This is a genomic window from Blautia sp. MCC270 (assembly GCF_018785605.1).
In the GTDB taxonomy this organism is placed as follows: domain Bacteria; phylum Bacillota; class Clostridia; order Lachnospirales; family Lachnospiraceae; genus Blautia_A; species Blautia_A fusiformis.
Genome location: NZ_WQQD01000016.1, coordinates 118,880 through 142,594, shown reverse-complemented (window position 1 = coordinate 142,594; position 23,715 = coordinate 118,880). Strand labels below are relative to the sequence as shown.

Sequence of the window (23,715 nt, the reverse complement as noted above, 5' to 3'; positions counted from 1 at the left end):
CCATTCCTGTCCTGTTGCTGACGGAAACTTCTTCATATTTCCGTCACGATCCTGTTATCTCTGATATTTTTTACCTTATTTAACAAGATTTTCACCAATTAAATCGTTCCTTCCGTTGAAATCCAAAGCTTTTTTCAGTATAATTGGCTGTAGACAATTGTGAAAAAGATATCCGAAGGATTTATGTTGATATCTCTGATCACAGTCATTAAAGGAGGAATATGATTATGGCAACATGGAAAAATCTGGACACTCTTGCTTCTTACAGCAAACTTAACAGTCTGAAAGATCACGTGAACATTGCAGAAGCAATGTCCGGCGAGCAGGGTGCAGAACGTGTAAAGAAGTACAGCGTACCGATGGCAGCAGGTCTGGCTTACAATTACGCAGCTAAGGAAGTGGACGAGACCGTTCTTGACGCACTTTCCAAACTGGCTGATGAGGCAGAACTGATCGAAAAATTCCAGGAATTATATAACGGCGCAGTGATCAACACAGGCGAGAAACGTATGGTCCTTCATCATCTTGCACGTACACAGCTTGGCGAGCCTGTTGTTGTTGACGGTGTGGACAAGCGAGAATTCTATGTAGCTCAGCAGAAGAAAGCTGCAGATTTTGCAAACAAAGTACATGCAGGCGAGATCACAAATGAAGCCGGTGAGAAGTTCACTACGGTTGTACAGATCGGTATCGGCGGAAGTGACCTGGGACCGCGTGCATTATATATCGCACTTGAGAACTGGGCAAAGGCAAACAACACCTTCAAGATGGAAGCAAAATTCATCAGCAACGTTGACCCGGATGATGCAGCTGCTGTTCTTGCATCTGTAGATCTTGCTCACTCTCTTTTCATCGTTGTATCCAAATCCGGTACAACACTTGAAACTCTGACAAATGAGGCATTCGTAAAAGACGCCCTTACAAAAGCGGGCCTGAACCCGTCCAGACATATGCTTGCTGTAACCAGTGAGACCTCTCCTCTTGCAAAGAGTGATGAGTACCTTACCGCTATTTTCATGGACGACTATATCGGCGGACGTTACTCTTCCGTTTCCGGCGTAGGCGGAGCGATCCTTTCCCTTGCATTCGGACCGGAAGTATTCGCAGACATCCTTGACGGAGCTGCCGAGGAGGATAAGCTTGCAACAAATAAGAACATTCTTGAGAACCCGGATATGCTGGATGCCCTGATCGGCGTTTATGAGAGAAATGTACAGGGTTATCCTTCTACTGCAGTTTTACCATACTCACAGGCATTAAGCCGCTTCCCTGCTCATCTTCAGCAGTGTGATATGGAGTCTAACGGTAAATCTGTAAACCGCTTTGGTGAGCCGGTGGATTATGTGACCGGACCGGTGATCTTTGGTGAGCCAGGAACCAACGGACAGCACTCCTTCTACCAGCTTCTGCATCAGGGAACCAATATTGTTCCGCTTCAGTTCATCGGCTTTAAGAAGAGCCAGCTTGGTGTTGATGTTGATATCGAGAACAGCACAAGCCAGCAGAAGCTCTGTGCAAACGTTGCAGCACAGATCGTTGCTTTTGCATGTGGAAAAGAAGATGAGAACCTGAACAAAAACTTCAAGGGCGGACGTCCTTCCAGTATCATTGTTGGTGAGGAACTTACACCGAAGTCTCTGGGTGCGCTTCTTGCACACTTTGAGAACAAGATCATGTTCCAGGGCTTTGTATGGAACCTGAACAGCTTTGACCAGGAGGGTGTACAGCTTGGTAAGGTTCTTGCAAAACGTGTTCTCGCTCATGATACAGACGGAGCACTGAAAGTTTACAGTGATCTTCTTGATATCTGATAAACAGATAGGTACCGTCCCGGAAAATGTTTTTTCGGGACGGTTTTTCTGTATATGTGACCTTAACCGGGAAAGGAAATCTTAAATATGCAGCAGATAAAAATGATCGGTCTTGATCTGGACGGAACTCTTCTGAATACAAAAAAAGAACTCACAGAAAATACCAGGCGCGTTCTCAGGGAAGCTATTGATGCAGGTATCCTTGTTCTGATGGCTACCGGCCGGCCATATACCGGCATTCCCGCGGAACTGAGAAATTTTCCGAGAATTCACTATGCTCTCACCTCCAACGGAGCCAGAGTCCTTGATACAGACCATAATAAACTTCTTATCGAGCAGCTTCTTCCCATGGAAAGTGCAAAAAAAGCTCTCCGTATCTTTGAAAAATATGATACTTTAAGTGAGATCTATTTTGACGGCCAGGGATATGCAGACGCTGCCAAGCTTGATAATGTAGGAAAATACCATCACGACCCTAATATGTGGAATTATGTCCGTACTACCCGTATCGCGGTTCCGGACATCCAGGATGTCATTACAAAAGAAAACAGAAGCATGGATAAAGTCCAGGCGCTTTTTGCAGACATGGAGGAACGTGCCGCCGCCTGGAAGGAATTAAGTGAACTTAAGGAGCTGGAGCTTGTAGGCTCCTTAAGCTACAATATTGAGATTAACGCCGCCGGTGTCAACAAAGGAACCGCTCTTGTTGCTCTTGGCGAAATGCTGGGAATCCCAAGGGAATCCATTATGGCATGCGGAGACGGTGACAACGATGTCCATCTTCTCCGGGAAGTCGGTTTTGGCGTAGCCATGGCCAATGCACAGCCCCAGGTAAAAAAAGCAGCCGATTATATTACTGCTTCCAATGACGAAGACGGTGTAGCACGCGCCATTGAAAAGTTTGCGCTGCACCGATGAGATATTCTATTATGTATGCCAAAAAGGAACCGACAGTTTTTACGCTGTCGGTTCCTTTTTTAGAATGGGATTGAATAGCGGTACATTCACATTCGATCAATATTCATAGTTTCCTGCCGGCTGTTTGATCCTGGTAAGAAGATCATGCCAGGACTGATCCCAGATATACCATTTTCCGGTTTTGGAGTGCTTATATGTACAGATCCATCTGGAACTGTCGCTGCCTGCAAAATCAGTAAATGATCTGTAGATCGCAGGAGTGGTCTGAGTCGGTTCAAAATACGGGATATCTTCACTGATGGAATTTCCCTTACCCGGAAGTGTGTCCTGTCTTAACGTAATGGAAATCGGTTTAGACGGAGTATAATTGTTGGCCGGAGTTGCTCCGTTCAGGTAAGAATTGCCAAGATATTTATATCCGTTATCCGCTTTCATACGATCCCTCAAAAAGTTTTTGTAATACTGAGTCATCTCTTTATTATTGAGATAAGAAATCATCTCCTCGCAGTCCGTCGGATTGGTCGGTGTCCAGGTACGATATGCAAGAATCAGCAGAGCCATGGTCTTATAGCGTCCGTCTGCCGTTGTGATATCATACTGTTTCAGCTCCTCTGCATTGGTCGGGATCGTGGTAAAGGTGTAAGTATAGGTATTTATCGTTACATTAATAACTTCCTTCTGTCCTTTATCATTGGTGATCTCTTTTTTTGCAGATTTAGTTCCTTTTGTAAGAACCGGCTCCACCTGTTTCTTTACTGTCTGTGTCACGTGGACAGTACAGCTGCCTCGCCAGGTACTCTTATCCCGGACCTGGATCTTTGTTGTTCCCACATTCACTGCCGTTACCTTGCCTTTACTGTCTACAGTTGCAACAGATGTATCATCACTGGTCCATACAAGAATCTCTTTATAATTCTTTACCTGAAGCTGTCTCACATCACCTTTATTCATATTTAAGGTGGTGTCACTTAAAGATGGTTTCGGCACCGGTGTAGGTGTCGGCTTCGGTTTCTGCGCTGCTTTTACTGTAACCTTACAGTTGAATTTCTTCGTATTTGCCTTCGCTGTGATCACTGCTGTTCCTTTTTTCACTGCGGTGATCTTTCCTTTGGAATCCACACGTGCGATCTTCGGATTGGAAGAAGAATATTTCACCTTCACAGTTGTTCCTGTCAATTTAATGGCACTGGATTTCTTTTCTGTTAATGTCAGCGATGTCCTGCTGAGCTTCGGTGTTTCTACCTTTACAACACATTTATACGTTTTTTTGCTTACCTTTGCATAGATCGTTGCGGAACCTTTATTTTTGGCAACCACCTGACCTTTGCTGTTTACGGTCGCAACACTCTTTTTGGAAGATCTCCAGGCAACCTTCTGCCTGGTTCCGGTAACCTTAAGTGTTGTCTTCTCACCTTTTAAAAGAGTTACTTTTGTTCTGTTCAGTTTTGGTGCGGCGCTGACCGTCACACTTCCAAATGCCATCGTAAAAATAAGGCTGATCAGCAGCACAAAACACAATAGATTTTTTCTCTTTTTCATTCTGATTTCCCCCTTTCCGGTAAAACGTATATTTACGTCATATATTGCTTTAATCACATTTTAGAGGAAATCCCTTATAAAAACACTAGCACTTATGATAGTATCCTTGTAAATATGATCGTTTATATTCTTTCATCGCCCATACCGGGGCTTATTGTCAGGAAACAAAAATAAAACAGGACTGATTTTTGATACAGATACTTGAAATCGAAAGTTTCATCTGTTTAAAAATCAGTCCTGTTATATAAAAAATATCATGGTTGATCCGTAATAGCAGGCAGATCAAGACATTCGCTATCTGCTCATAATGATACAGTCACGTAACATCGCCAGTGCATGCGCTGTAGTCTGCTCGCGGATCCGCATGCGATTTCCTGTAAAGTGGAACTCTTTGGCAATAGCCTTGCCCTTATAGCAGCAGCCCATAAATACAGTACCAACCGGAGTTTCCTTTGTTCCGCCTCCCGGTCCTGCCAGACCCGTCACGGAAATACTGATGTCTGCTCCGGATGCTTTGCAGGCGCCCTTTGCCATTTCTCTGGCACATTTGGCGGAAACTGCCCCCTGCTCCTTCAGAGTACGCTTCTTCACTCCCAGACATTTATGCTTGGCCTTGTTACTGTAAGTCACAAAGCCATAGCCAAACACCTCAGACGCACCGGATACATTGACAATGCGCTGGGCGATCATACCGCCGGTAAGCGATTCCGCCAGGGAAAGCTTCAGATCTTTCTCTTTCAGAAGATCGATCACTGCTTCCTCCAGTGTCTTGCTCTCATCTGTAGCGAAAACATTCTCTTCAAAACGCTTCTTTAGCTCCTTGACAACCGGTTTGATCAGCTTTCTGCAGGCCTTTTCATTCTCTGCGCTTGCTGTCACACGAAGATGCACTTCACCGGTTTTTGCATAAGGTGCAATGGTAGGATTGGTCTGGCTTTCGATCAGATCCTGGATTTCCTCTGCTACCTGACTCTCACCGATCCCGCTGATCTTTACCATCTGGGACACAATGATCTCCGGCTGGTTTTTCTGCAGATATGGGACAACGTACTCCTCGAACATGGGCTTCAGCTCATTGGGAGGTCCAGGAAGAAGGATCGCGGTTTTTCCTTTTTTCTCAAGGATCAGTCCCGGAGCAGTTCCGTTATGATTGTCAAGAACAATGGCTCCCTCAGGAACCATGGCCTGTTTATAGTTGTTCTTCGTGATACGTCTCTGAGGATTGTTTTTCTCATATTCCTTCAGATATTTATCGATCAGTTTCCTTGAGTGGGAATCTTCCTTAAGAGGCATTCCCATCAGATCCGCAGTTACTTCCTTGGTGATATCATCCTCTGTTGGTCCAAGACCTCCGGTGAGGATCACAACATCGGAACGATCCAGTGCAGTACGGATCACGTCACGCATACGGCCTTCATTATCACCTACTACATCCTGATAGTAAACACTTAACCCAAGCAGGGCGCATTTTTCAGAAAGATAGGCGCTGTTGGTATTTACGATATTTCCTAGAAGGATCTCGGTTCCTACGGATATCAGTTCTGTGATCATGAAAAGAAACTCCTTTCGTATACTCTGATCCCTACTCCTGCATGGAAAGGACCTTTCTGTTCTGCATGATATAAGTCAGCAGGGAGATAATGGTCAGTGCAACGGACAGCCAGATAAATATCTGTGTCAGCACTGCAAAAACACCTCCGAAATCCAGCATCAGAAGTATGATCATGATCATCTGGGAAACGGTTTTGAATTTTCCCCAGTAGTTTGCGGCAATGACAATTCCGTTCTCCGCTGCGATCAAACGGAAACCGCTAATGATAAATTCCCGTCCGATGATAATGATCACAACCCATGCCGGAAGCTTGTCAACCTCGATCATACAGATCATGGCAGAGCATACCAGAAGCTTGTCTGCCAGCGGATCCATAAATTTTCCAAAATTGGTTATCAGGTTATATTTTCTGGCAAGATGACCGTCAAACCAGTCTGTCACACTTGCTGCGACAAAAATCGCAAGACAGATCCAGCGGTTTGCTTCTCCTCCCCAGCCTGTCAGTAAGAAAACTACAAGAAATGGTACAAGTATCATTCTTGCAACTGTAAGTTTATTCGGTGTATTCATCGCTCAGCACTCCTATCAAATCATACTCAAGCGCACCTGTCACACGTACCTTTGCAAAATCACCTGTCATAAGCAGTTCGCCTGTCTGAACGAAAATGTATCCGTCAACCTTCGGTGCATCCCCGTAGGTACGTCCGATATAGGCACTTTCATCTGCAACTTTTCCTTCGATCATAACAAGAAGTTCCTGTCCGATACGGTCCTGGCCTCTGTCATAAGAAATCTCCTGCTGAAGCTCCATCAGCTCGTCTCTGCGTTCTTCCTTCACTTCTTCCGGAACCTGGTCTGCCATCTCTGCTGCCGGGGTATTCTCCTCCGGAGAGTAAGTGAAGACACCGAGACGGTCAAATTCCATCTCATCTACGAACTCCTTCAGTTCTTCATGGTCTTCCTCCGTCTCACCCGGAAATCCGGTGATCAGAGTTGTACGCAGTACGATATCCGGAATCTCCTTACGGAGCTTTCCGACAATATCGATCAGTTCCTGTTTGGAAGTACGGCGGCCCATTCTCTTAAGAATTCGGTCCGATGCGTGCTGGATCGGAATATCCAGATAATGACAGATCTTCTTCTCATCACGAATGGTTTCGATCAGTTCATCGTAAATCTCCTCCGGATAACAGTAAAGGATGCGGATCCAACGGATACCTCTTATCTCACAGAGCTTCTTTAAAAGAATGTGAAGAGATTTTTTGCCGTAAAGATCCTTTCCGTAAACGGTGGTCTCCTGTGCTACCAGGATCAGCTCTTTCACTCCCTGTTCAGCCATATCCTCTGCCTGGGCAATGAGGCGCTCCATTGGGACGCTTCGAAATTTACCTCTGAGCTTCGGGATGATGCAGTAGGTACAATGCTTGTCGCAGCCTTCCGCGATCTTCAGGTAGCCGAAATGTCCACCTGTTGTAAGGACACGTTTGCTTCCTGTATCCGGCAGATAATCAATATCACGGAATTCTTCGAAATGATTTCCAGCTACTGCTTCCTCCAGAGCCTTTACGATGTCGCCGTAGGATGTAGTTCCAAGAACAGCATCGACCTCCGGAACCTCCTCAATGATCTCTTTCTGGTATCGCTGTGCCATACAGCCGGTAACGATCAGTGCATGGCAGCTTCCTGTTTTTTTGTATTCTGCCATTTCAAGAATGGTTTCCACACTCTCTTCCTTGGCATCCTTGATAAAACAGCAGGTATTGATCACGATTGCATCTGCCTGTGTTTCATCGTCTGTGATCTCATGACCTCCGGCTGTAAGAAGTCCCAGCATTTCCTCAGAATCCGCCAGGTTCTTGTCACAGCCAAGAGAGATGAATAATATTTTCATAAAATTACTCCGCTTCTGTCTGAGCTGCTTCTGCAGTCTCAGTGCCTTCTGCGGTCTCGCCCTCTGCTGCCTCAAGAGCCTCCTTCTCAGCTTCAAGAGCCTCCAGCTCTTCCTCTTCCTCCTGTCCGGGAAGAATCTTTACTTTGCCCTTGTAAAGCTCATCAATGGCAACGGAAAGCGGTTTCTTTCCTGCTGCACCCGGTACAAGCGGCTCTGCTCCTGCGATCAGCTGGCGGGCACGTTTGCTTGCTGCAAGTACAAGAGAATAACGGCTGTTCAGCACGAGAGCCTCATCGTCGTCCTCGTTGTTTGTGTTGATAGCCTCAATTAATTCTGAATAAGATGGATGTATCATATCTTTTCTCCCTTCTGTAACGGCAGGGCCGTATTTAACTTGTTAATTGGTATTTATAAAAAAGCTTCCGCTTCTTTCTGGATCCTGGATACAAAATCATGATTCCTGGATGTACGCATGCGCTCACACCGGATGGTCTCATGAAGTGTATCAACACATTCCTCCAGATCATCATTGATCAGGAGATAATCATATTTATCCATTCCTCTGGATTCTTCAACCGCTCTTCTGAGACGCCCGTTGATCACATCCAGAGTCTCTGTTCCGCGACCTACCAGACGGTTCTTTAGCTCCTCCATAGACGGCGGACATACAAATACCAGCAGTGTATCCGGAAACTTCTCACGGATCTTCATGGCACCCTGGATCTCAATCTCAAGGATCACATCTTTCCCTGCGGAAAGCTGCTCCTCTACATATCTGCGGGGTGTGCCATAATAATTCTCCACATACTGTGCATACTCGATCAGTCCGTCTTCCCGGATCAGCTGTTCAAATTCTTCTTTTGTGCGGAAGAAATAAGCCTCTCCGTCCTTCTCGCCTGGTCTTGGATTTCTGGTAGTAACAGAAACAGATAATGCATAATTGTCATATTTTTCCATCAGCCGTTTCATAACAGTACCTTTTCCGGAACCGGAAAAGCCCGAAACAACAACTAAAATTCCCTTACTCATTTCCTTCCTCCTTCGTTTCCTCTCCATACGCTTCCGAAAATCTCCTGGCAATGGTTTCCGGCTGCAGAGCGGAAAGGACAAGATAATCATCGGAAGTAACGATCACTGCTTTTGTTTTTCTTCCCTGTGTGGCATCGATCAGAGTTCGGGTCCCTTTGACACTCTGTATCATGCGCTTTACAGGAGCGGCATCCGGACTTACCACAGCCACGATCTTGCGTGAATTGACAACATTTCCAAAGCCTACATTAATAAGTTTCGCCATTTACGCTCTCCCTTTCTGTCTGTGTACAGCCTGTTTCCTGTCCGGTTACTCGATATTCTGGATCTGCTCACGGATCTTCTCGATCTCTGTCTTCAGATCGATGGCCGCGTTGGATACAATAAGATCATTGGATTTAGACAGGATAGTGTTCGCCTCACGGTTCATCTCCTGTGCCATGAAATCCATCTTACGCCCCACGCCCTCGTTCTCATCCAAGATCTTTCTCATTCCGTGGATGTGGCTTCGAAGACGTACCGTCTCCTCATCATTGCAGATCTTATCTGAAAAAAGTATCACCTCTGCGGCGATCCTGGAATCATCGATCTGGTTATCTTCAAGTAGCTCGTGCATCTTGGCTTCCAGTTTCTCCCGATAAGCCTTCACTACTTCCGGAGAACGTTTTTCCACTACATCGACCTTTGCTTCCAGTCCGTCCAGCTTCCCAAGAAGATCCTGTTTCAGATTAGCACCCTCACGCTGGCGGGTCTCCACAAATTTCCGGCAAGCCTCATGAAGCGGACCCTCCAGAAAATTCCAGAGCTCTTCCTCATCCGGAGCCTGCTCTTCCATCGTAAACACATCCGGATATCTGGAAAGTGTGGAAACACGGATATCATTTTCGATCCCCAGTTCCTCACTCATCTGGTTCAGATAGCCCAGATATTCCTTTGCCAGCTCTGCATTGTATTTCAGAGCCATTCCGCCCATTGTATAGTCTTCATAGGTGATGAACACATCGACTTTGCCGCGGCGGATATAAGTCTTCATCACATTTCGGATCTCTCCCTCAAAATAGCTGAGTCTTTTCGGCATTTTGATGTTCAGATCCAGATATCTGTGATTGACGGATTTCAGTTCAACAGAAACCTTACGCTCTCTGGAAACTGCTTCTGCCCTGCCAAAGCCGGTCATACTTTTTATCATGTTATCCTCCAATACTGCCTCTTAAGTTTATCAGCTGCTGATAAATACAGTAACTGATTGCATACAGATTTATTATAGTTCATTCCAAAACCCTAGTCAAACTCTTTTTTTACTGTTATAATGATTGATGTTGAAATGGAGGTAAAATCATGGCATTTGACGGAATTACAGTTTCTGCTCTCGTGGCAGAGATCGATGATAATTTAAAAGGCGGACGTATCAACAAGATCGCCCAGCCGGAGAACGATGAACTTTTGATCACAGGAAAGGGCGCAAATGGACAGAAACGTCTTCTCTTAAGTGCAAGCGCATCCCTTCCTCTGATCTATTTTACAGATAAGAACCGTATCAGTCCTTTAACCGCGCCGAACTTTTGCATGCTTCTCAGAAAGCACATCGGAAGCGCCCGTATCCTTGATGTGAAGCAGCCTGGAATGGAGCGCGTGGTGGAATTTGAGCTGGAGCATCTTAATGAGCTGGGGGATCCCTGCAGAAAGCGTCTGATCATGGAACTGATGGGCAAGCACAGCAACATCATCTTCTGTGACGAAAAGGGAATGATCCTGGACAGCATCAAACATGTCTCTTCTCATATGAGCTCTGTCCGTGAGGTTCTTCCCGGAAGAGAATATTTCATTCCCAATACTAGGGATAAAGAAAATCCGCTGACTGTTTCCGAGGAGGAGTTCACACAGCACATCTGTAAAAAGCCTGTGAATATTTCCAAGGCGCTTTACACTTCACTCACAGGTATGAGCCCGGTAATGGCTGAGGAGATCTGCTACCGTGCATCCATTGACGGAAGCGATGCATCGCAGTCCCTAGATGAGGCAGCCTGCACCCATCTTTATCATACCTTTCTCCGCCTTATGGAACAGATCCGGAACAGAGAGTTCACCCCAAATATTGTCTACCGCGGAGAGGAACCTGTGGAATACGGTGTCTTTCCTTATCAGCAGTTTGGCAGTGAATACCGCAGCGAAATCTTTGACAGTGTCTCTGTTATGCTGGAGACCTATTATGCTACCAAAAGTCTGCTGACACGTATCCACCAGAAATCCTCCGATCTTCGCCGTGTAGTACAGACCGCTCTGGAACGTAACCGAAAAAAATACAACATCCAGAAAAAGCAGCTGAATGATACTGCAAAAAAAGATAAATTCAAGGTCTACGGTGAACTGATCAACACCTACGGATACGGGCTTGAGGAAGGCTGCAGATCCTTTACGGCACTGAACTATTACACCAATGAGGAGATCACTATCCCTCTTGACCCGACACTGACTCCGGCACAGAATTCCAAGAAATATTTTGATAAATACGGAAAGCTAAAGCGTACAGAGGAAGCCGTCACAGAACAGATCACAGATACGGAAAGTGAGATCTCTCATCTGGAATCTATCTCCAATGCTCTGGATATCGCCAGATCTGAAAGTGACCTTTCCCAGATCAAGGAAGAGCTCACTGAGTACGGCTATATCAAACGTCACTACACAAACAAAAAAGGCCAGAAAGCCCAGCCGAAATCCAAACCGCTCCACTACATATCCAGTGACGGTTTTGATATCTATGTGGGAAAAAACAATTTCCAGAATGATGAGCTGACTTTCAAGTTCGCAACCGGAAATGACTGGTGGTTCCATGCAAAGAAAATGGCTGGTTCCCATGTGATCGTCCGCACCAAAGACGGTGAACTTCCGGACCGTACCTTCGAAGAAGCAGGCCGCCTGGCCGCCTGGTACTCCAAAGGACACTCTGCTCCCAAGGTAGAAATCGATTATATCCAGAAAAAGCATGTGAAAAAACCTGCCGGTGCGAAACCCGGTTTCGTTGTTTATTACACCAATTATTCTCTCATGGCTTCTCCGGATATTTCGGATCTGAAAGAGGTTACGGAGTAATAACTATTCAACAAAAAACCTTCCTGTGTTTTCTTATTTCTTCAAGACCGGATACCTGTATCTCTGCAAGTATCTGTCCTGAGAAATTTTTCTGTAAACACAGGAAGTTTTTTTATTGAACATTCGCACTCCGCTTCGTTACATGCTCACGAACAAAAATCGCAAAACGATTTTGTTCAGATCTCCAGTTTTTTCTTCACTGCCGGTGCAATAGACGTATCTGCTTTATGATATGGGATCAGTGTAGACTGCAGTGCATGGTACAGATCGGATTTTCCGGGCCATACGGTTCCTTTCAGATGATTCTGCTCATCCAGCTGATGAAACCAGGAGCCGTTTTCGTGATCCATGACCACTTCATCCAGGTACTTCATAAACGCAGCATAATCTTTCGCATATTTCTGCTTACCGGTCACCTGATAAAGAACTGCAGAGGTATTGATCGCTTCCGCAAGAGTCCAGTGCATACGGTCATGTACCACCGGTTTGCCATTCCAATCTGTCGTGTATACAATTCCCGGTGCACCATCTGCGTTCCAGCCGTCTTTTATTGCTGTTGTGTAAAGTTTCTCTGCTGCCTGAAGATATTTTTCCAGTTTTTCTTTCTCTTCTCCACAGTTTGCAAGCGTCCACTGTGTGATCAGCCTTGCCCATTCGATTCCATGTCCCGGTGTTGCGCCGTATGGCTTGAACGGATCATCCGGACGGTCACGGTTGCAGTCAAGATCTGCCACCCATTCCTTCGTAAAATGTTCCGGGATCCTCCAGGAGTTATCTTCTGCCCACTGGATCACATGATCAATGATCCTGCCTGCACGAATGTGATATTTTTTATCCCCGGTGACATCTCCTGCTGCCAGAAAAGCCTCTACCGTATGCATATTGGCATTTAATCCCCGGTAATCATCCAGCACGGTAAATTCCGTATTCCAGGTATCGCAGGCCAGCCCCTCCTCTTCATTCCAGAAATGTCGGTCATAAACAGCCAATGCCTCTTCAAGGAGCTCTTTCGCCCCGGGCCTTCCGGCTGTCAGTGCGGAAGATGCAGCCAGGATCACAAATGCATGGGCATAACACTGTTTATTGGGCACAATATCTCCTTCCGGTGTTACACCTGCATACCAGCCACCGTTTTTTTCATCGTGAAGCTCTCCCTTCAGACCTTTCAATGCCGCATCCGCAAGCTCTTCGCTTCCCTCATGGCCAAGCATCAGACCCAGACTGTATACATGCGCCATACGACAGGTGATCCAGGTTTCCCGGTTTCTGTCCTTCCATGGTGTTCCGTCGTCCCCCAGATAATAGGAACCTCCATTCGGTGAAGGAAACCGATGCCCGAAATTCAAAAGCTCCTCACAGGATGCTTTCAGAAATTCCCGGTTTTCTTTTGTGCTGATCTCATATTTGCTGTTCATTTCAACCACCCCATCTGTTTTTCTTTAGGATATCATTCTTTTTAGGGAACTTCAATTCTTTTAGATTCTTTTAGATTCTTTTGGATTCTTTTGACAGATTGACGAAAAAAGGAGAATGCCCTATATGCATTCTCCTCATATCAGATTTCTTAATTCCATTACCGTAACGGTCACAGATAGTCCTGTATTAATCTTCAAAACAGGTGATCACATAACGCTCACTTTCCATGATCACATCAGAAACATTGTCTCTGTCCCAGATCGCATCACTGATGATATCTTTCAGCTTATCATCCATAACGATATTAAAATTCTCCTCGATCACCTGAAACGGGACTCCCTCATTCTCCTGTGCATACTCCATGATAAAATCAAGAATCTTCTCTTCCATACCTTAAAATCTGCCTTTCTGTAAATACTAACGTTTAATATATTACATCAGATTTCCGCAGATGTCCAGATATTTTCCAGCCATGTCCATGCGGTATTCCATAAGATATTATGCCAGTATACACACCCCTTCACATTTCGTTCTATATCAGAATCTGGTATGTCGGTTCACATATTTTGCTTTATATTTGGAGTACACAATGGTCTGATCCTTGTAAAGGCCATAATATCCCGATGCTGCATAGCTGATAGATACTGCGATCAGATAGAAGGATACTCCCTTAAAGCCAAACATTTCAAAAGCGATCAGGATCGAAGTGATCGGACAGTTGGTCACACCGCAGAAAACTGCTGCCATTCCGCAGGCTGCACAGATCGACGGAGAAATTCCCATAAGATTACCCATCACACAGCCAAAGGTAGCTCCAATGCAGAAAGAAGGTACGATCTCTCCCCCGCGGAATCCTGCGCGCATAGTCAGTGCTGTAAGCACCATTTTCCAGAAAAAGGCGAAAGTATCCGCCTGTCCGTTTTCCACCGCTTTTTCAATAAGCTCCGCACCAGCGCCCATATATTCATCTGTTCTCAGAATAAAGGTGACAACAATGACCAGGCAGGCGCCCACTGCAACCCTGACATATTTATTCTTAAACCATCTGCCATAAAGTCCTGCTGCACCATTCAGCGCAATACAGAACATAATGCTGACAATTGCACAGCCCAGAGCGATCACTCCCATTTTCAGGCCAGTTTCCACAGTCAGTGCCGGAATATCCGTCACATGAAAACTTTCAGGTGTGACTCCCATTCCGGCTGCAAATCCGGAAGCAATCAATGACGCGATCATACACGGCATCAGTGCTGCATAATACATCACGCCCACACTGACCACTTCCAGCGCAAAAACTGCCGCTGCCATCGGTGTTCCAAACAATGCGGAAAACGCCGCGCTCATGCCGCACATAACAATTACATGACGGTCCTCCTCGTCCAGATGGATCCATCTTCCAAGCTGGTTGGCAATACTTCCTCCAAGCTGGATCGCTGCTCCCTCACGTCCCGCAGAACCACCGGCAAGATGAGTCAGCGCCGTTGTGATAAAGATCAGAGGCGCAGAAAGGATTGGCACATCATCTCTGGAACGCACGGTAGAAAGAACCTGATTGGTCCCTCCATCCTCTTTTCCAAGCTTCTCATACAAAAATACAATGACAAGTCCGGATAATGGCAGCAAAAGAAAAATCCATTCATGCGCCTTCCGGTAACTGGTCACTGCCTTCAACGTAAAAGAAAACAGTGTGCTGGCAGCACCTACGATACATCCTGTAATGACAGCAAAAACCAGCCACTTGATCAGATTTGAGATATCCCGGCTGATTCTTGCACTGTAATAATATAAATGTTCCTTTAATCTTTTGTTATGATCGATCCCCATGTTCCTTCCCTTCTTTTCTTTACTGTCTGCATTATACTACATTTTTCCTCTCAGTAAAAGCAGGAAGAGAAAGCCCTGTTATTTTTTCTTCCGTGAAATATGCCTGTGTATCAGGATCGAGAATACACTGATCATCACAAGAAGCACTGCGGAGAGCCAGAATGCCGGAGACTTCGGATTTTTGATATTTGCTCCAAATATTGTAGCGAGAATAACTCCCGGCAGCGTTCCAAGCACGCCACCTGCCATATAGGTTCCAAATGGAATCTTTTCAGCTCCGAGAAACAGACTCACAGCATCTCCCGGTAAAAAGTTCAATGTCCGCATAAAAAATGAAATATACAGGCAATTTCCGTTCTGGTAATCTACTACTGTTTTCAGTTTCGGATATTTAGCTGTAAGACTTTCCACCATGGATGCACCTGAGAAGCGTCCCATCCAATATGGAAGTGCCAATGTGACTGCTCTTCCCAGAAAGTTCACCAGAAGTGCTGTTCCTGTAGAAAACAGATGCCCTACAGCAAGCTGCAGGATCGCAATTGGAAATATAAAAGAGACACTTTTCACTGCATAAAGCCCAAGCATAAGTAATGCAGCCTTAACAGGTTCCTCCGGTGTATAGCTTAAGATCCTTTCCACAGACAGATCCTCTCTATAACGGATACAGAAAAGGAGAAGCACAAGAAGGAGCACCGCCGGCAGATATTTTCTGATGTTATCAATCATTTTTTTCATGGTCTGATCCCTCCGTTTTCAAAAAAAGAGCACCGGCACCTATTTCCGGTACCGTGCTCTTTCATAAGTTCTGCTTTTTTAAGTTTCAGGATCAGCAGCCTTTCTTCGCTGCCTTTCTCTCCTGGTCTTCCTTCCACATTTCCTCTGCTACCGGCTTCCAGTTTTCAGCATACCGGTCACATTTCGCACAGAGATGCTCTGCACTCTCCGGTGACTGAAGATCTGTGGAATGTGCTCCGGATTTTTCTACCATTTCTCTCAGCTTCTGCGGATTTTCAAGCATCGGGCATGGACGGTACATATTGTCATTAAACGGCTGTCCGTCATGATATGCCATCATCATCGGAGACTGCAGTGCTTCCAGAAGTGTTTTCTCGCGGATATTGGAATCAGAATAATGGATAAACACACATGGATCGATATCGCCGTTTGCATTGATATGCAGATAGCGACGGCCGCCTGCAATACATCCTCCCACAAACTCTGCATCATTCTGGAAATCCATGGCAAACAACGGCTTTGTTGCACGGTATTTACGGATACGCTCATAGGTTTCTCTTCTCTGTGCAGGAGTAGGAAGCAGCTCCGGTGCTGCATCATTTCCAACCGGCATATAATGGAAATACCAGATAAAGTACGCTCCAAGATCGATCAGGCTGTCGTAAAATGCCTCTGATGTGATAGACTCGAAATTTGCACTCGTATAACATGCAGAGATACCAAATACAAGCTTCTTCTCTCTGAGAAGATTGATGGCCTTGATAACCTTCTGGTATACACCATTTCCTCTTCTGCCATCTGTTGCAGTCTCAAATCCTTCCAGTGAAATTGCAGGAACAAAGTTTCCTACCCGAAGCATATCATTTGCAAAATCCTCATCGATCAGTGTTGCATTTGTGAAGGAAAGGAAGATACAGTCATTATGTTTCTCGCAAAGACGGATCAGATCCTTTTTTCTTACAAGTGGCTCTCCGCCTGTGTAAATATACATATAAACGCCAAGCTCCTTACCCTGGCGGATGATGTCATCGATCTCATCGTAGGTGAGGTTCAGCTTGTTTCCATACTCTGCTGCCCAGCATCCTGTACAGTGCAGGTTACATGCACTTGTTGGGTCAAGAAGGATTGCCCACGGGATATTACAGCCATATTTCTCACGGCATTCATCCTGTTTCTTCCAGCCTGCAAGATTTGCATTGATAAAGAAGTTTGCAACCAGAGTTTTCATAACATGCGGATCAATATCAGTTACCAATCTATGAATAAACGGATAATACGGATGTTCCGGATTAGAAATGGCTGCGCGGATCATTGCTCTCTGTGTAGGAAATCCACCACCGGAAAATTTATCTGCCCAGTCCATGATCTTGATAAAATTCTTATCCGGATCTTTATAAACATAATTGAATGCCTGTTCAAGTCCGAATTTCTTAAGTGTGTTCATTGCGCTCATACTATCTCTCCTTATTTCTCTCAATGTAAATATGCAATCTAGCTAAACGGACATCTTCATTCCGTCACACTGCATTTCGAGTACCAAAGCTTTCTTACTATCTTTGCCTGACTCATGGTGTTACTGTACGTTTTTTCCATTTGAATAACAATAGACAATATAATTGGCATGACCAAAAACTAGGCAAATCTGTTAAAATGCCTAAATATTATTGGCATTTATTCTAAATAACATTAGTTATTTTTGTGCATACTTACTTCACGATGTTTATCCATATAAAAAACACCCTGGCAAAGGCAGAAATATCTTCCGCCCTGCTTCGGGTGTTTTTGATTTATCTTATTACTTTACTACGATATTGATGATCTTCTTCGGTACGTAAATCTCTTTGATGATATTTCCGGAAATCTTATCTGCAACTGCCTTCTTTCCTTCGGCAATCGCATCTTCTTTGGAGATTTCTGCCGGAATACTGATAACAGCCTTGGTCTTGCCGTTGATCTGAACCGGAACCTCGATCTCATCATCCTTCATAAGCTCCTCATCGTGAGCCGGCCACTGTGCATGGAAAACGGAATCCTCATGACCAAGCTTCTCCCAGATCTCCTCTGCAATATGAGGAACAAATGGCGCAAGAAGAATGGTAACTGTCTCGATGGTTTCTTTGTCAACAGCGCCGTCGTTCTGCTTTGCGATAGCGATCAGCTTGTTTGTGTATTCCATAAATCCGGACACTACGGTATTCAGGCTGAAGGCCTCAAGTCTGCTGGTGATATCGTATACCATCTTATGACGGGTCTTCTCCATCTCTTTGGTAGCCGGGATATCTTTCTCAATGCTGTCAAGAGCCAGATTCCAGAAACGTTTCAGGAATCTGGATACACCATCGATTCCTCTATCATCCCATTCTGCATCCAGTTCCGGCGGTCCTACGAACAGCTCATACATACGTAAGGAATCACATCCGTAATCATTTACAAGATCATCCGGTGAAATAACATTTCCTTTGGATTTACTCATCTTGATTCCGTTTTTACCTGTGATCATACCCTGATTGAACAGCTTGACAAACGGCTCATCGAAATCAATAGCTCCGATATCATACAGGAACTTGGTGTAGAATCTGGAGTACAGAAGATGAAGAACAGCATGCTCTACACCACCGATATACATATCTACCGGCAGATATTTATCAGCTTTCTCTTTGGAAACCAGTTCTTTATTATTCTTATTATCTACATAACGGAGGAAATACCAGGAAGATCCTGCCCACTGAGGCATGGTGTTTGTCTCACGTTTTGCGGGAGCACCACAGCATGGGCATGTGGTATTTACCCACTCGTCAATAGCTGCAAGCGGTGACTCTCCGGTTCCTGTCGGCTGGTAGCTTTCTACCTCCGGAAGTCTTAACGGAAGCTGATCCTCCGGTACCGGTACCGCACCGCATTTCGGGCAGTGTACGATCGGGATCGGCTCACCCCAGTAACGCTGACGGGAAAATACCCAGTCTCTCAGTTTGTAGTTGACAGTCTTACGTCCGATACCCAGCTTCTCGATGATATGCGGTGCTTCCTTCTTCAGTACGGAAGATTCCATTCCGTTCCACTCACCGGAGTTGATCATGGTTCCGGAAGCCTCTGTGTAAGCTTCTGTCATATTCTGAATTTCTTTACCATCTTTTGCGATAACCTGGATGATCGGAATATCGAATTTCTTTGCGAACTCAAAGTCACGGTCATCATGAGCAGGTACACACATGATAGCACCTGTACCATAATCAGCAAGTACATAGTCAGAAAGCCAGATTGGAAGCTTCTCGCCGTTCAGCGGATTGATCGCATAAGTACCTGTGAACACACCGGTCTTCTCTTTATCCTGAAGACGGTCTACATTGGATTTCATGGAAGCATCAAAGATATATTTCTCTACAGCCTCTCTTGTCTCGTCTGTTGCAAGAGATTTTGCAAGAGCATGCTCCGGTGCAAGTACCATGAATGTTGCTCCATGAAGAGTATCCGGTCTTGTTGTATAGACCGTGATCTTCTCTTCTCTTCCCTCAACCGGGAAATCGACCTCTGCGCCGTAGGATTTGCCGATCCAGTCTGTCTGCATCTTTTTAACCTTCTCCGGCCAGTCCAGTTTATCCAGATCACTTAAAAGTCTGTCTGCATATTTTGTGATGCGGAGCATCCACTGACGGAGGTTCTTTTTGGTAACCGGAGTGCCACAACGCTCGCAGCATCCGTTTACAACCTCTTCATTTGCAAGACCTGTCTTACAGGAAGGGCACCAGTTGATCGGGAACTCCTTCTCATATGCAAGCCCCTCTTTGAACATTTTTACAAAGATCCACTGTGTCCATTTATAGAATTCCGGATCTGTTGTGTTAACCTCCATATCCCAGTCATAGATCGCTGCGATATCGTTGATCTGACGTTTGATATTTTTGATGTTTGCTGCTGTAGATACTGCCGGATGAACACCCATCTTGATGGCATAGTTCTCAGCCGGGAGACCAAAAGCATCCCATCCCATCGGATGGATCAGGTAATAACCCTGGAGCATTTTATAGCGGCTCCATACATCAGAGATCACATAGCCTCTCCAGTGTCCTACATGAAGACCGTTTCCGGACGGATACGGGAACATATCCAGACAGTAGTATTTCGGTTTCTTGCCATCATTGACATTTACCGGCTTTTTCTCCCAGTTTGTGCGCCATTTCGCTTCGATGGCTCTATGGTTATAAGGTGCAGCCATTTTTTTATTCCTCCTGACAAATTACTCAGTATTAATACTTTAATGCTTTCACACACTGCTATTAATTTTAACTACTTATGATGTATTTGTCAAACAAAAATCCAAAAACAGCCTTTTTCCATCAAAATATACATGAACCTGCAATCCTGGCCTGGTTTAGTTGACGCTTCTTTTTTCACATGATATAATTTCCTGCATGTATTTTCCTATATTATACATACCATACATATTTATCTTAGGAGGGAACGCATAAATGAAATCTTTTTATTCCTGGTACCGGAAGCATATTACCGGTGCGATCTTTACAGGACTGATCCTGGGTATCCTCACAGGACTTTTCCTGGCCGGACGGTTTGAACCTGTCCTCACTGTGACCAGTCTGATCGGAAGTATCTACATGAACGCCCTGAACATGATGATCTTTCCCATGGTCTTCTGTTCCATTGTCATTGGAATCTGTTCCATCGGAAACGCACGTACTACCGGCAAGATCACTGCAGCATCCATGATCTATTTTCTCTGCACAACGGCACTTGCCAGCCTGTGCGGACTGATCATCCCGAGACTGATCCATCTCGGAAAGGGAGTCAAATTTGAGATGGCAACAGCCGATATCCAGGCTACAGAAATGAGCAGTATCCTTGACACCCTGAAAAACCTGATCCCTTCCAACCCAATCGCCGCATTTGCTGACGGAAACATGCTCCAGGTTCTGGTGTTTGCCCTGATCATCGGTTTCACACTGATCGCAGTCGGTGAAAAAGGAACTCCATTCCTTAATCTGATTGATTCCATCAATGAAGTATGCCTGAAGATCATCACAACCATCATGTACTTTACACCCATCGGTGTTTTCTGTACCATCGTACCGGTTGTGGAAGCCAACGGAACTGAAACGATCATTTCCCTTGCAACACAGCTTGTCATTCTGTATGTGGCATTCTTTGGCTTCGCTATTGTAGTGTATGGTTTCTCTGTAAAGCTGATCGGCAAACAGAGTCCGCTGAAATTCCTGAAAGCGATCCTGCCAGCAGCACTGAACGCCTTCGGAACCTGCTCAAGCTCCGCAACCATTCCATTAAGCAAGCAGTGTATGGAAGAAGAAATGGGCGTATCCAACCAGATCACCAGCATCGCCATTCCTCTTGGTGCTACCGTTAATATGGATGCTGTATCTATCCTGATGTCCTTTATGATCATGTTCTTTGCAAACGCCTGCGGGATCCATGTAAGTATTCCTCTTATGATCATTATCCTTCTTGCAAACGTACTGCTTTCCGTTGGTACTCCAGGTGTTCCCGGTGGTGCTATCGCATCTTTCGCAGCACTGGCAACTATGGCCGGACTTCCTGCCGGAGTTCTTGGTGTTTATATCAGCATCAATACCCTCTGTGATATGGGCGCCACCTGTGTCAATGTTATCGGTGACATGGCATGCTGCTCTGTACTGAAAAATGTTATCCAGATTGAGGAAGAAGCATAAACAAATCTTTCTGAAGTGTTATTTAAACAGAATGCGAATTGCTTTACATAAAACATCTTATGTAAAGCAACAATAGCAAAAGCCGTAAGATATATGTTTAAGAAACTTTCACATATACTTACGGCTTTTCTGTTTATCAACTGTTCACATCCTGTATTCTTTATACTGTTTAACGTAAATGATGTAACACAGAAATTTATATTTCATTTTGCTGACTTTATTTTTTCAGAACACGGTAATTTTCTTCTCTGTCGTAATCCTTATGGACCCCATCGTCCTCATATAAGGTATACTCCGCACCTTCATATCCGAGAAGCTGCATATTTTTTGTATCCAGAGCTGCCACACATTCCGCTGCTTCTGCAACCGGAATACATTTTCCCTTCCGGATAAACAACGGAATCTCATTCAGTGCCACCTCTACATAATGAACACCCTTTTCAAGGATCTCCTCTGCAATGGTTCCATCCGGAAGGAATTTCACAAACTTCATCTCCTCTGGAAGATATACATAACGGCCTCTTGCGTTCTGTTCATAAACCGGAGCGATCATGATCTCATTTCCAAGAAGCAGCTGGTCTTCCACATGTACAGCAATCTTATCCTCCGGATAAACAAAGCCCAACGGCCGGAAATACATATCATCGTTCAGAGCCGCCTTCATATATTCACTGTAAAGATACGGAATAAGACGATATCTTACACCGATCACATGACGGAAATCTTCCACATTTTCAAACTGGTAGCATTCCTGCTCTCTGGTACCGATCGCTGTATGATCACGCATCAGCGGTGTGAATACTCCAAGTGCCAGGAAACGAAGCAGCAGTTCTCTTGTTGTATCAGCACCAAATCCACCCAGATCTGCTCCTGCATACAGGAAACCACACATATTCAGAGATGGCATCATCTTCAGGTTCAAAAGGATATGAGCCCACCAGGATTTATTATCGCCGGTCCAGATCCCACCATAACGATGCATACCAATATAGGATGATCTGGAGAACATCAGAAAACGTTTTTCCGGATCGATCCGTTCAAAAGCCTCCCCTGCTGCTCTGGTCATATTGTAGCCAAACAGGTTATGGACTTTGTCATGCCGGATCTTTCTGCCATCCACATTATGGTAAAATCTCCGATAATCTTCCGGATTGTTTGCAACATTGCGAAGTGCACTCTGCATCTTCCAGATATGGATCTTTCCTTCCGTATCTTTTGCAAATTCTCCTGCAAGCTCTTTGACCTCTTTCATTCCCTCTGTGGAATAGAAGATCGCCGGCTCATTCATATCGTTCCAGAAACCGTCGATTCCCTTCTCGATCAGGAAACGGTATTTGTCACCGAACCATTTTCTGGCATCTTTGTTCAATACATCCGGAAAATGAGTATCCCCCGGCCATACAGCAGCTACAAAATCACTGCCGTCCTCTCTCTGGCAGAAGTAGCGGTTTTTGACACCCTCCTCATAAACATCGTATCCCGGCTCTACCTTGACGCCGGCATCGATGATCGGAATCAGACGGATATCCTGATCCTTCAGTTCCTTTACGAATTCCGGAAAATCCTGAAAATTCTCTTCACTTAATGTAAAGTCCTTATAAGACTGCATATAATCAATATCCATATAGATCATATCAATAGGAATATGATTTTCACGATATCCAGCTGCAACCTTCCGGAAATCCTCTTTTGTAGTATAGCCCCATCTGCTCTGGCCAAATCCAAAGGCAAATTTCGGCGGGATATAGCTTCTTCCGATCACATGACGGAACTGCTTTACAATATCATAGGGACTCTCCCCTTCGATCACATAAAGCTTCAGGTCTGCATTTTCGCAGGTTACCTTCATGGTATCCATTCTGGTATAGCCAATGTCAAAGGTGATCGCTGCCGGATAGTCAAAAAACATTCCAAAGGTTTCTTTTCCGGACACAATGATAAGATTATGTGCACCGTACAGGGAATGTTTATCCTCTGTATGCTCCGGATCATCGGTACAGTTACTGGTGTAAATGAATCCTCTCTTATTGATACCGCGGTTGGATTCTCCCAATCCGTAGACGATATCCTCTTCATCCATGATATAAGTAAAAGAAAATCCATCTTCTGCACAGATTTCTCCATATCCTGGCTTTCCTTCTGCTGTCTCAATGTTTTCTGTCAGTGCCTCAGTCTCAAAGGGCTCTCCATATACATATTTTTTTATCATTTTTC

At 45.0% G+C, this 23,715-nt stretch carries 18 protein-coding genes and 1 pseudogene; 4 read left to right on the top strand and 15 right to left on the bottom strand.

The window, feature by feature from the left end; genetic code table 11:
• Positions 1-227 precede the first annotated feature (227 nt).
• Both GPK58_RS06035 and GPK58_RS06030 read left to right on the top strand, forming a co-directional pair.
• Positions 228-1,811, top strand: a complete 1,584-nt coding sequence (locus GPK58_RS06035) for a glucose-6-phosphate isomerase (RefSeq protein WP_044962188.1) — start codon at positions 228-230, stop codon at positions 1,809-1,811.
• An 87-nt stretch (positions 1,812-1,898) separates the two neighbouring features.
• Positions 1,899-2,729, top strand: coding sequence for a Cof-type HAD-IIB family hydrolase (locus GPK58_RS06030; RefSeq protein WP_215638352.1), 831 nt, complete (start codon positions 1,899-1,901; stop codon positions 2,727-2,729).
• A 96-nt stretch (positions 2,730-2,825) separates the two neighbouring features.
• Here the strand turns inward: GPK58_RS06030 and GPK58_RS06025 are convergent, their stop codons facing one another.
• The 8 genes and pseudogenes from GPK58_RS06025 to GPK58_RS05990 form a co-directional block, all read right to left on the bottom strand.
• Positions 2,826-4,268 carry a DUF6935 domain-containing protein gene (locus GPK58_RS06025; RefSeq protein ID WP_110104110.1) on the bottom strand — a complete coding sequence of 481 codons (1,443 nt, stop codon included), beginning with the start codon at positions 4,266-4,268 and terminating at the stop codon, positions 2,826-2,828.
• Between the two features lie 294 nt (positions 4,269-4,562).
• A complete protein-coding gene (locus tag GPK58_RS06020; RefSeq protein WP_215638351.1) occupies positions 4,563-5,819 on the bottom strand; it encodes a competence/damage-inducible protein A in 1,257 nt (418 codons plus the stop codon).
• A 31-nt stretch (positions 5,820-5,850) separates the two neighbouring features.
• A complete protein-coding gene (gene pgsA / locus GPK58_RS06015) occupies positions 5,851-6,390 on the bottom strand; it encodes a CDP-diacylglycerol--glycerol-3-phosphate 3-phosphatidyltransferase (protein ID WP_015525184.1) in 540 nt (179 codons plus the stop codon).
• On the bottom strand, positions 6,374-7,711 hold the full coding sequence (rimO, locus tag GPK58_RS06010; protein WP_021978070.1) for a 30S ribosomal protein S12 methylthiotransferase RimO: 1,338 nt from the start codon (positions 7,709-7,711) through the stop codon (positions 6,374-6,376). The genes pgsA and rimO overlap by 17 nt, the downstream gene beginning before the upstream one ends.
• Before the next feature lie 100 nt (positions 7,712-7,811).
• Positions 7,812-8,066: pseudogene (gene rpoZ / locus GPK58_RS06005) on the bottom strand (DNA-directed RNA polymerase subunit omega); the annotation flags it as partial.
• Positions 8,067-8,119: 53 nt separating this feature from the next.
• Positions 8,120-8,740 (bottom strand): guanylate kinase, encoded by a 621-nt coding sequence (gmk, locus tag GPK58_RS06000; RefSeq protein ID WP_215638350.1) that lies wholly within the window; start codon positions 8,738-8,740, stop codon positions 8,120-8,122.
• Positions 8,733-9,005: a DUF370 domain-containing protein gene (locus GPK58_RS05995; protein ID WP_110104113.1), complete on the bottom strand. Its 273-nt coding sequence runs from the start codon at positions 9,003-9,005 to the stop codon at positions 8,733-8,735. The genes gmk and GPK58_RS05995 overlap by 8 nt, the downstream gene beginning before the upstream one ends.
• A 45-nt stretch (positions 9,006-9,050) precedes the next feature.
• Entirely contained in the window at positions 9,051-9,929 is an 879-nt protein-coding gene (locus tag GPK58_RS05990; protein WP_015525190.1) for a YicC/YloC family endoribonuclease, read from the bottom strand.
• 149 nt (positions 9,930-10,078) lie between these two features.
• Between GPK58_RS05990 and GPK58_RS05985 the strand changes: the two genes are divergently transcribed.
• Entirely contained in the window at positions 10,079-11,830 is a 1,752-nt protein-coding gene (locus GPK58_RS05985; protein WP_173740294.1) for an Rqc2 family fibronectin-binding protein, read from the top strand.
• Positions 11,831-12,006: 176 nt separating this feature from the next.
• On the opposite strand, the gene GPK58_RS05980 is transcribed toward GPK58_RS05985, so the two are convergent.
• The 6 genes from GPK58_RS05980 to leuS all read right to left on the bottom strand — a co-directional run bounded on the left by GPK58_RS05980 (position 12,007) and on the right by leuS (position 20,018).
• A complete protein-coding gene (locus GPK58_RS05980) occupies positions 12,007-13,245 on the bottom strand; it encodes an AGE family epimerase/isomerase (protein ID WP_118752684.1) in 1,239 nt (412 codons plus the stop codon).
• A gap of 187 nt (positions 13,246-13,432) precedes the next feature.
• Positions 13,433-13,636 (bottom strand): hypothetical protein, encoded by a 204-nt coding sequence (locus tag GPK58_RS05975; protein ID WP_015525195.1) that lies wholly within the window; start codon positions 13,634-13,636, stop codon positions 13,433-13,435.
• A gap of 147 nt (positions 13,637-13,783) precedes the next feature.
• A complete protein-coding gene (locus GPK58_RS05970) occupies positions 13,784-15,070 on the bottom strand; it encodes a chloride channel protein (protein ID WP_092069962.1) in 1,287 nt (428 codons plus the stop codon).
• A gap of 78 nt (positions 15,071-15,148) precedes the next feature.
• Positions 15,149-15,805 (bottom strand): TVP38/TMEM64 family protein, encoded by a 657-nt coding sequence (locus GPK58_RS05965; protein WP_015525198.1) that lies wholly within the window; start codon positions 15,803-15,805, stop codon positions 15,149-15,151.
• Between the two features lie 91 nt (positions 15,806-15,896).
• Entirely contained in the window at positions 15,897-17,258 is a 1,362-nt protein-coding gene (locus tag GPK58_RS05960) for a radical SAM protein (RefSeq protein ID WP_021652633.1), read from the bottom strand.
• Positions 17,259-17,600: 342 nt separating this feature from the next.
• Positions 17,601-20,018, bottom strand: coding sequence for a leucine--tRNA ligase (gene leuS, locus GPK58_RS05955; protein WP_022426495.1), 2,418 nt, complete (start codon positions 20,016-20,018; stop codon positions 17,601-17,603).
• A 253-nt stretch (positions 20,019-20,271) separates the two neighbouring features.
• Here leuS and GPK58_RS05950 point away from each other — a divergent pair, with 253 nt between their 5' ends.
• Positions 20,272-21,501 carry a dicarboxylate/amino acid:cation symporter gene (locus GPK58_RS05950; protein ID WP_015525202.1) on the top strand — a complete coding sequence of 410 codons (1,230 nt, stop codon included), beginning with the start codon at positions 20,272-20,274 and terminating at the stop codon, positions 21,499-21,501.
• Positions 21,502-21,718: 217 nt separating this feature from the next.
• On the opposite strand, the gene GPK58_RS05945 is transcribed toward GPK58_RS05950, so the two are convergent.
• Entirely contained in the window at positions 21,719-23,710 is a 1,992-nt protein-coding gene (locus tag GPK58_RS05945) for a glycoside hydrolase family 31 protein (protein WP_022426496.1), read from the bottom strand.
• Between the last annotated feature and the right edge of the window lie 5 nt (positions 23,711-23,715).

What these genes read in the sequence shown, in the direction of transcription:
- GPK58_RS05990 (WP_015525190.1), bottom strand. Translation starts at nt 9,929, where the DNA reads ATGATAAAAAGTATGACCGGCTTTGGCAGGGCAGAAGCAGTTTCCAGA.
- GPK58_RS05980 (WP_118752684.1), bottom strand. Translation starts at nt 13,245, where the DNA reads ATGAACAGCAAATATGAGATCAGCACAAAAGAAAACCGGGAATTTCTG.
- GPK58_RS06020 (WP_215638351.1), bottom strand. Translation starts at nt 5,819, where the DNA reads ATGATCACAGAACTGATATCCGTAGGAACCGAGATCCTTCTAGGAAAT.
- rimO (WP_021978070.1), bottom strand. Translation starts at nt 7,711, where the DNA reads ATGAAAATATTATTCATCTCTCTTGGCTGTGACAAGAACCTGGCGGAT.
- pgsA (WP_015525184.1), bottom strand. Translation starts at nt 6,390, where the DNA reads ATGAATACACCGAATAAACTTACAGTTGCAAGAATGATACTTGTACCA.
- GPK58_RS05995 (WP_110104113.1), bottom strand. Translation starts at nt 9,005, where the DNA reads ATGGCGAAACTTATTAATGTAGGCTTTGGAAATGTTGTCAATTCACGC.
- GPK58_RS06030 (WP_215638352.1), top strand. Translation starts at nt 1,899, where the DNA reads ATGCAGCAGATAAAAATGATCGGTCTTGATCTGGACGGAACTCTTCTG.
- GPK58_RS05950 (WP_015525202.1), top strand. Translation starts at nt 20,272, where the DNA reads ATGAAATCTTTTTATTCCTGGTACCGGAAGCATATTACCGGTGCGATC.
- GPK58_RS05960 (WP_021652633.1), bottom strand. Translation starts at nt 17,258, where the DNA reads ATGAGCGCAATGAACACACTTAAGAAATTCGGACTTGAACAGGCATTC.
- leuS (WP_022426495.1), bottom strand. Translation starts at nt 20,018, where the DNA reads ATGGCTGCACCTTATAACCATAGAGCCATCGAAGCGAAATGGCGCACA.
- GPK58_RS06035 (WP_044962188.1), top strand. Translation starts at nt 228, where the DNA reads ATGGCAACATGGAAAAATCTGGACACTCTTGCTTCTTACAGCAAACTT.
- GPK58_RS05975 (WP_015525195.1), bottom strand. Translation starts at nt 13,636, where the DNA reads ATGGAAGAGAAGATTCTTGATTTTATCATGGAGTATGCACAGGAGAAT.
- GPK58_RS05945 (WP_022426496.1), bottom strand. Translation starts at nt 23,710, where the DNA reads ATGATAAAAAAATATGTATATGGAGAGCCCTTTGAGACTGAGGCACTG.
- GPK58_RS05985 (WP_173740294.1), top strand. Translation starts at nt 10,079, where the DNA reads ATGGCATTTGACGGAATTACAGTTTCTGCTCTCGTGGCAGAGATCGAT.
- gmk (WP_215638350.1), bottom strand. Translation starts at nt 8,740, where the DNA reads ATGAGTAAGGGAATTTTAGTTGTTGTTTCGGGCTTTTCCGGTTCCGGA.
- GPK58_RS06025 (WP_110104110.1), bottom strand. Translation starts at nt 4,268, where the DNA reads ATGAAAAAGAGAAAAAATCTATTGTGTTTTGTGCTGCTGATCAGCCTT.
- GPK58_RS05970 (WP_092069962.1), bottom strand. Translation starts at nt 15,070, where the DNA reads ATGGGGATCGATCATAACAAAAGATTAAAGGAACATTTATATTATTAC.
- GPK58_RS05965 (WP_015525198.1), bottom strand. Translation starts at nt 15,805, where the DNA reads ATGAAAAAAATGATTGATAACATCAGAAAATATCTGCCGGCGGTGCTC.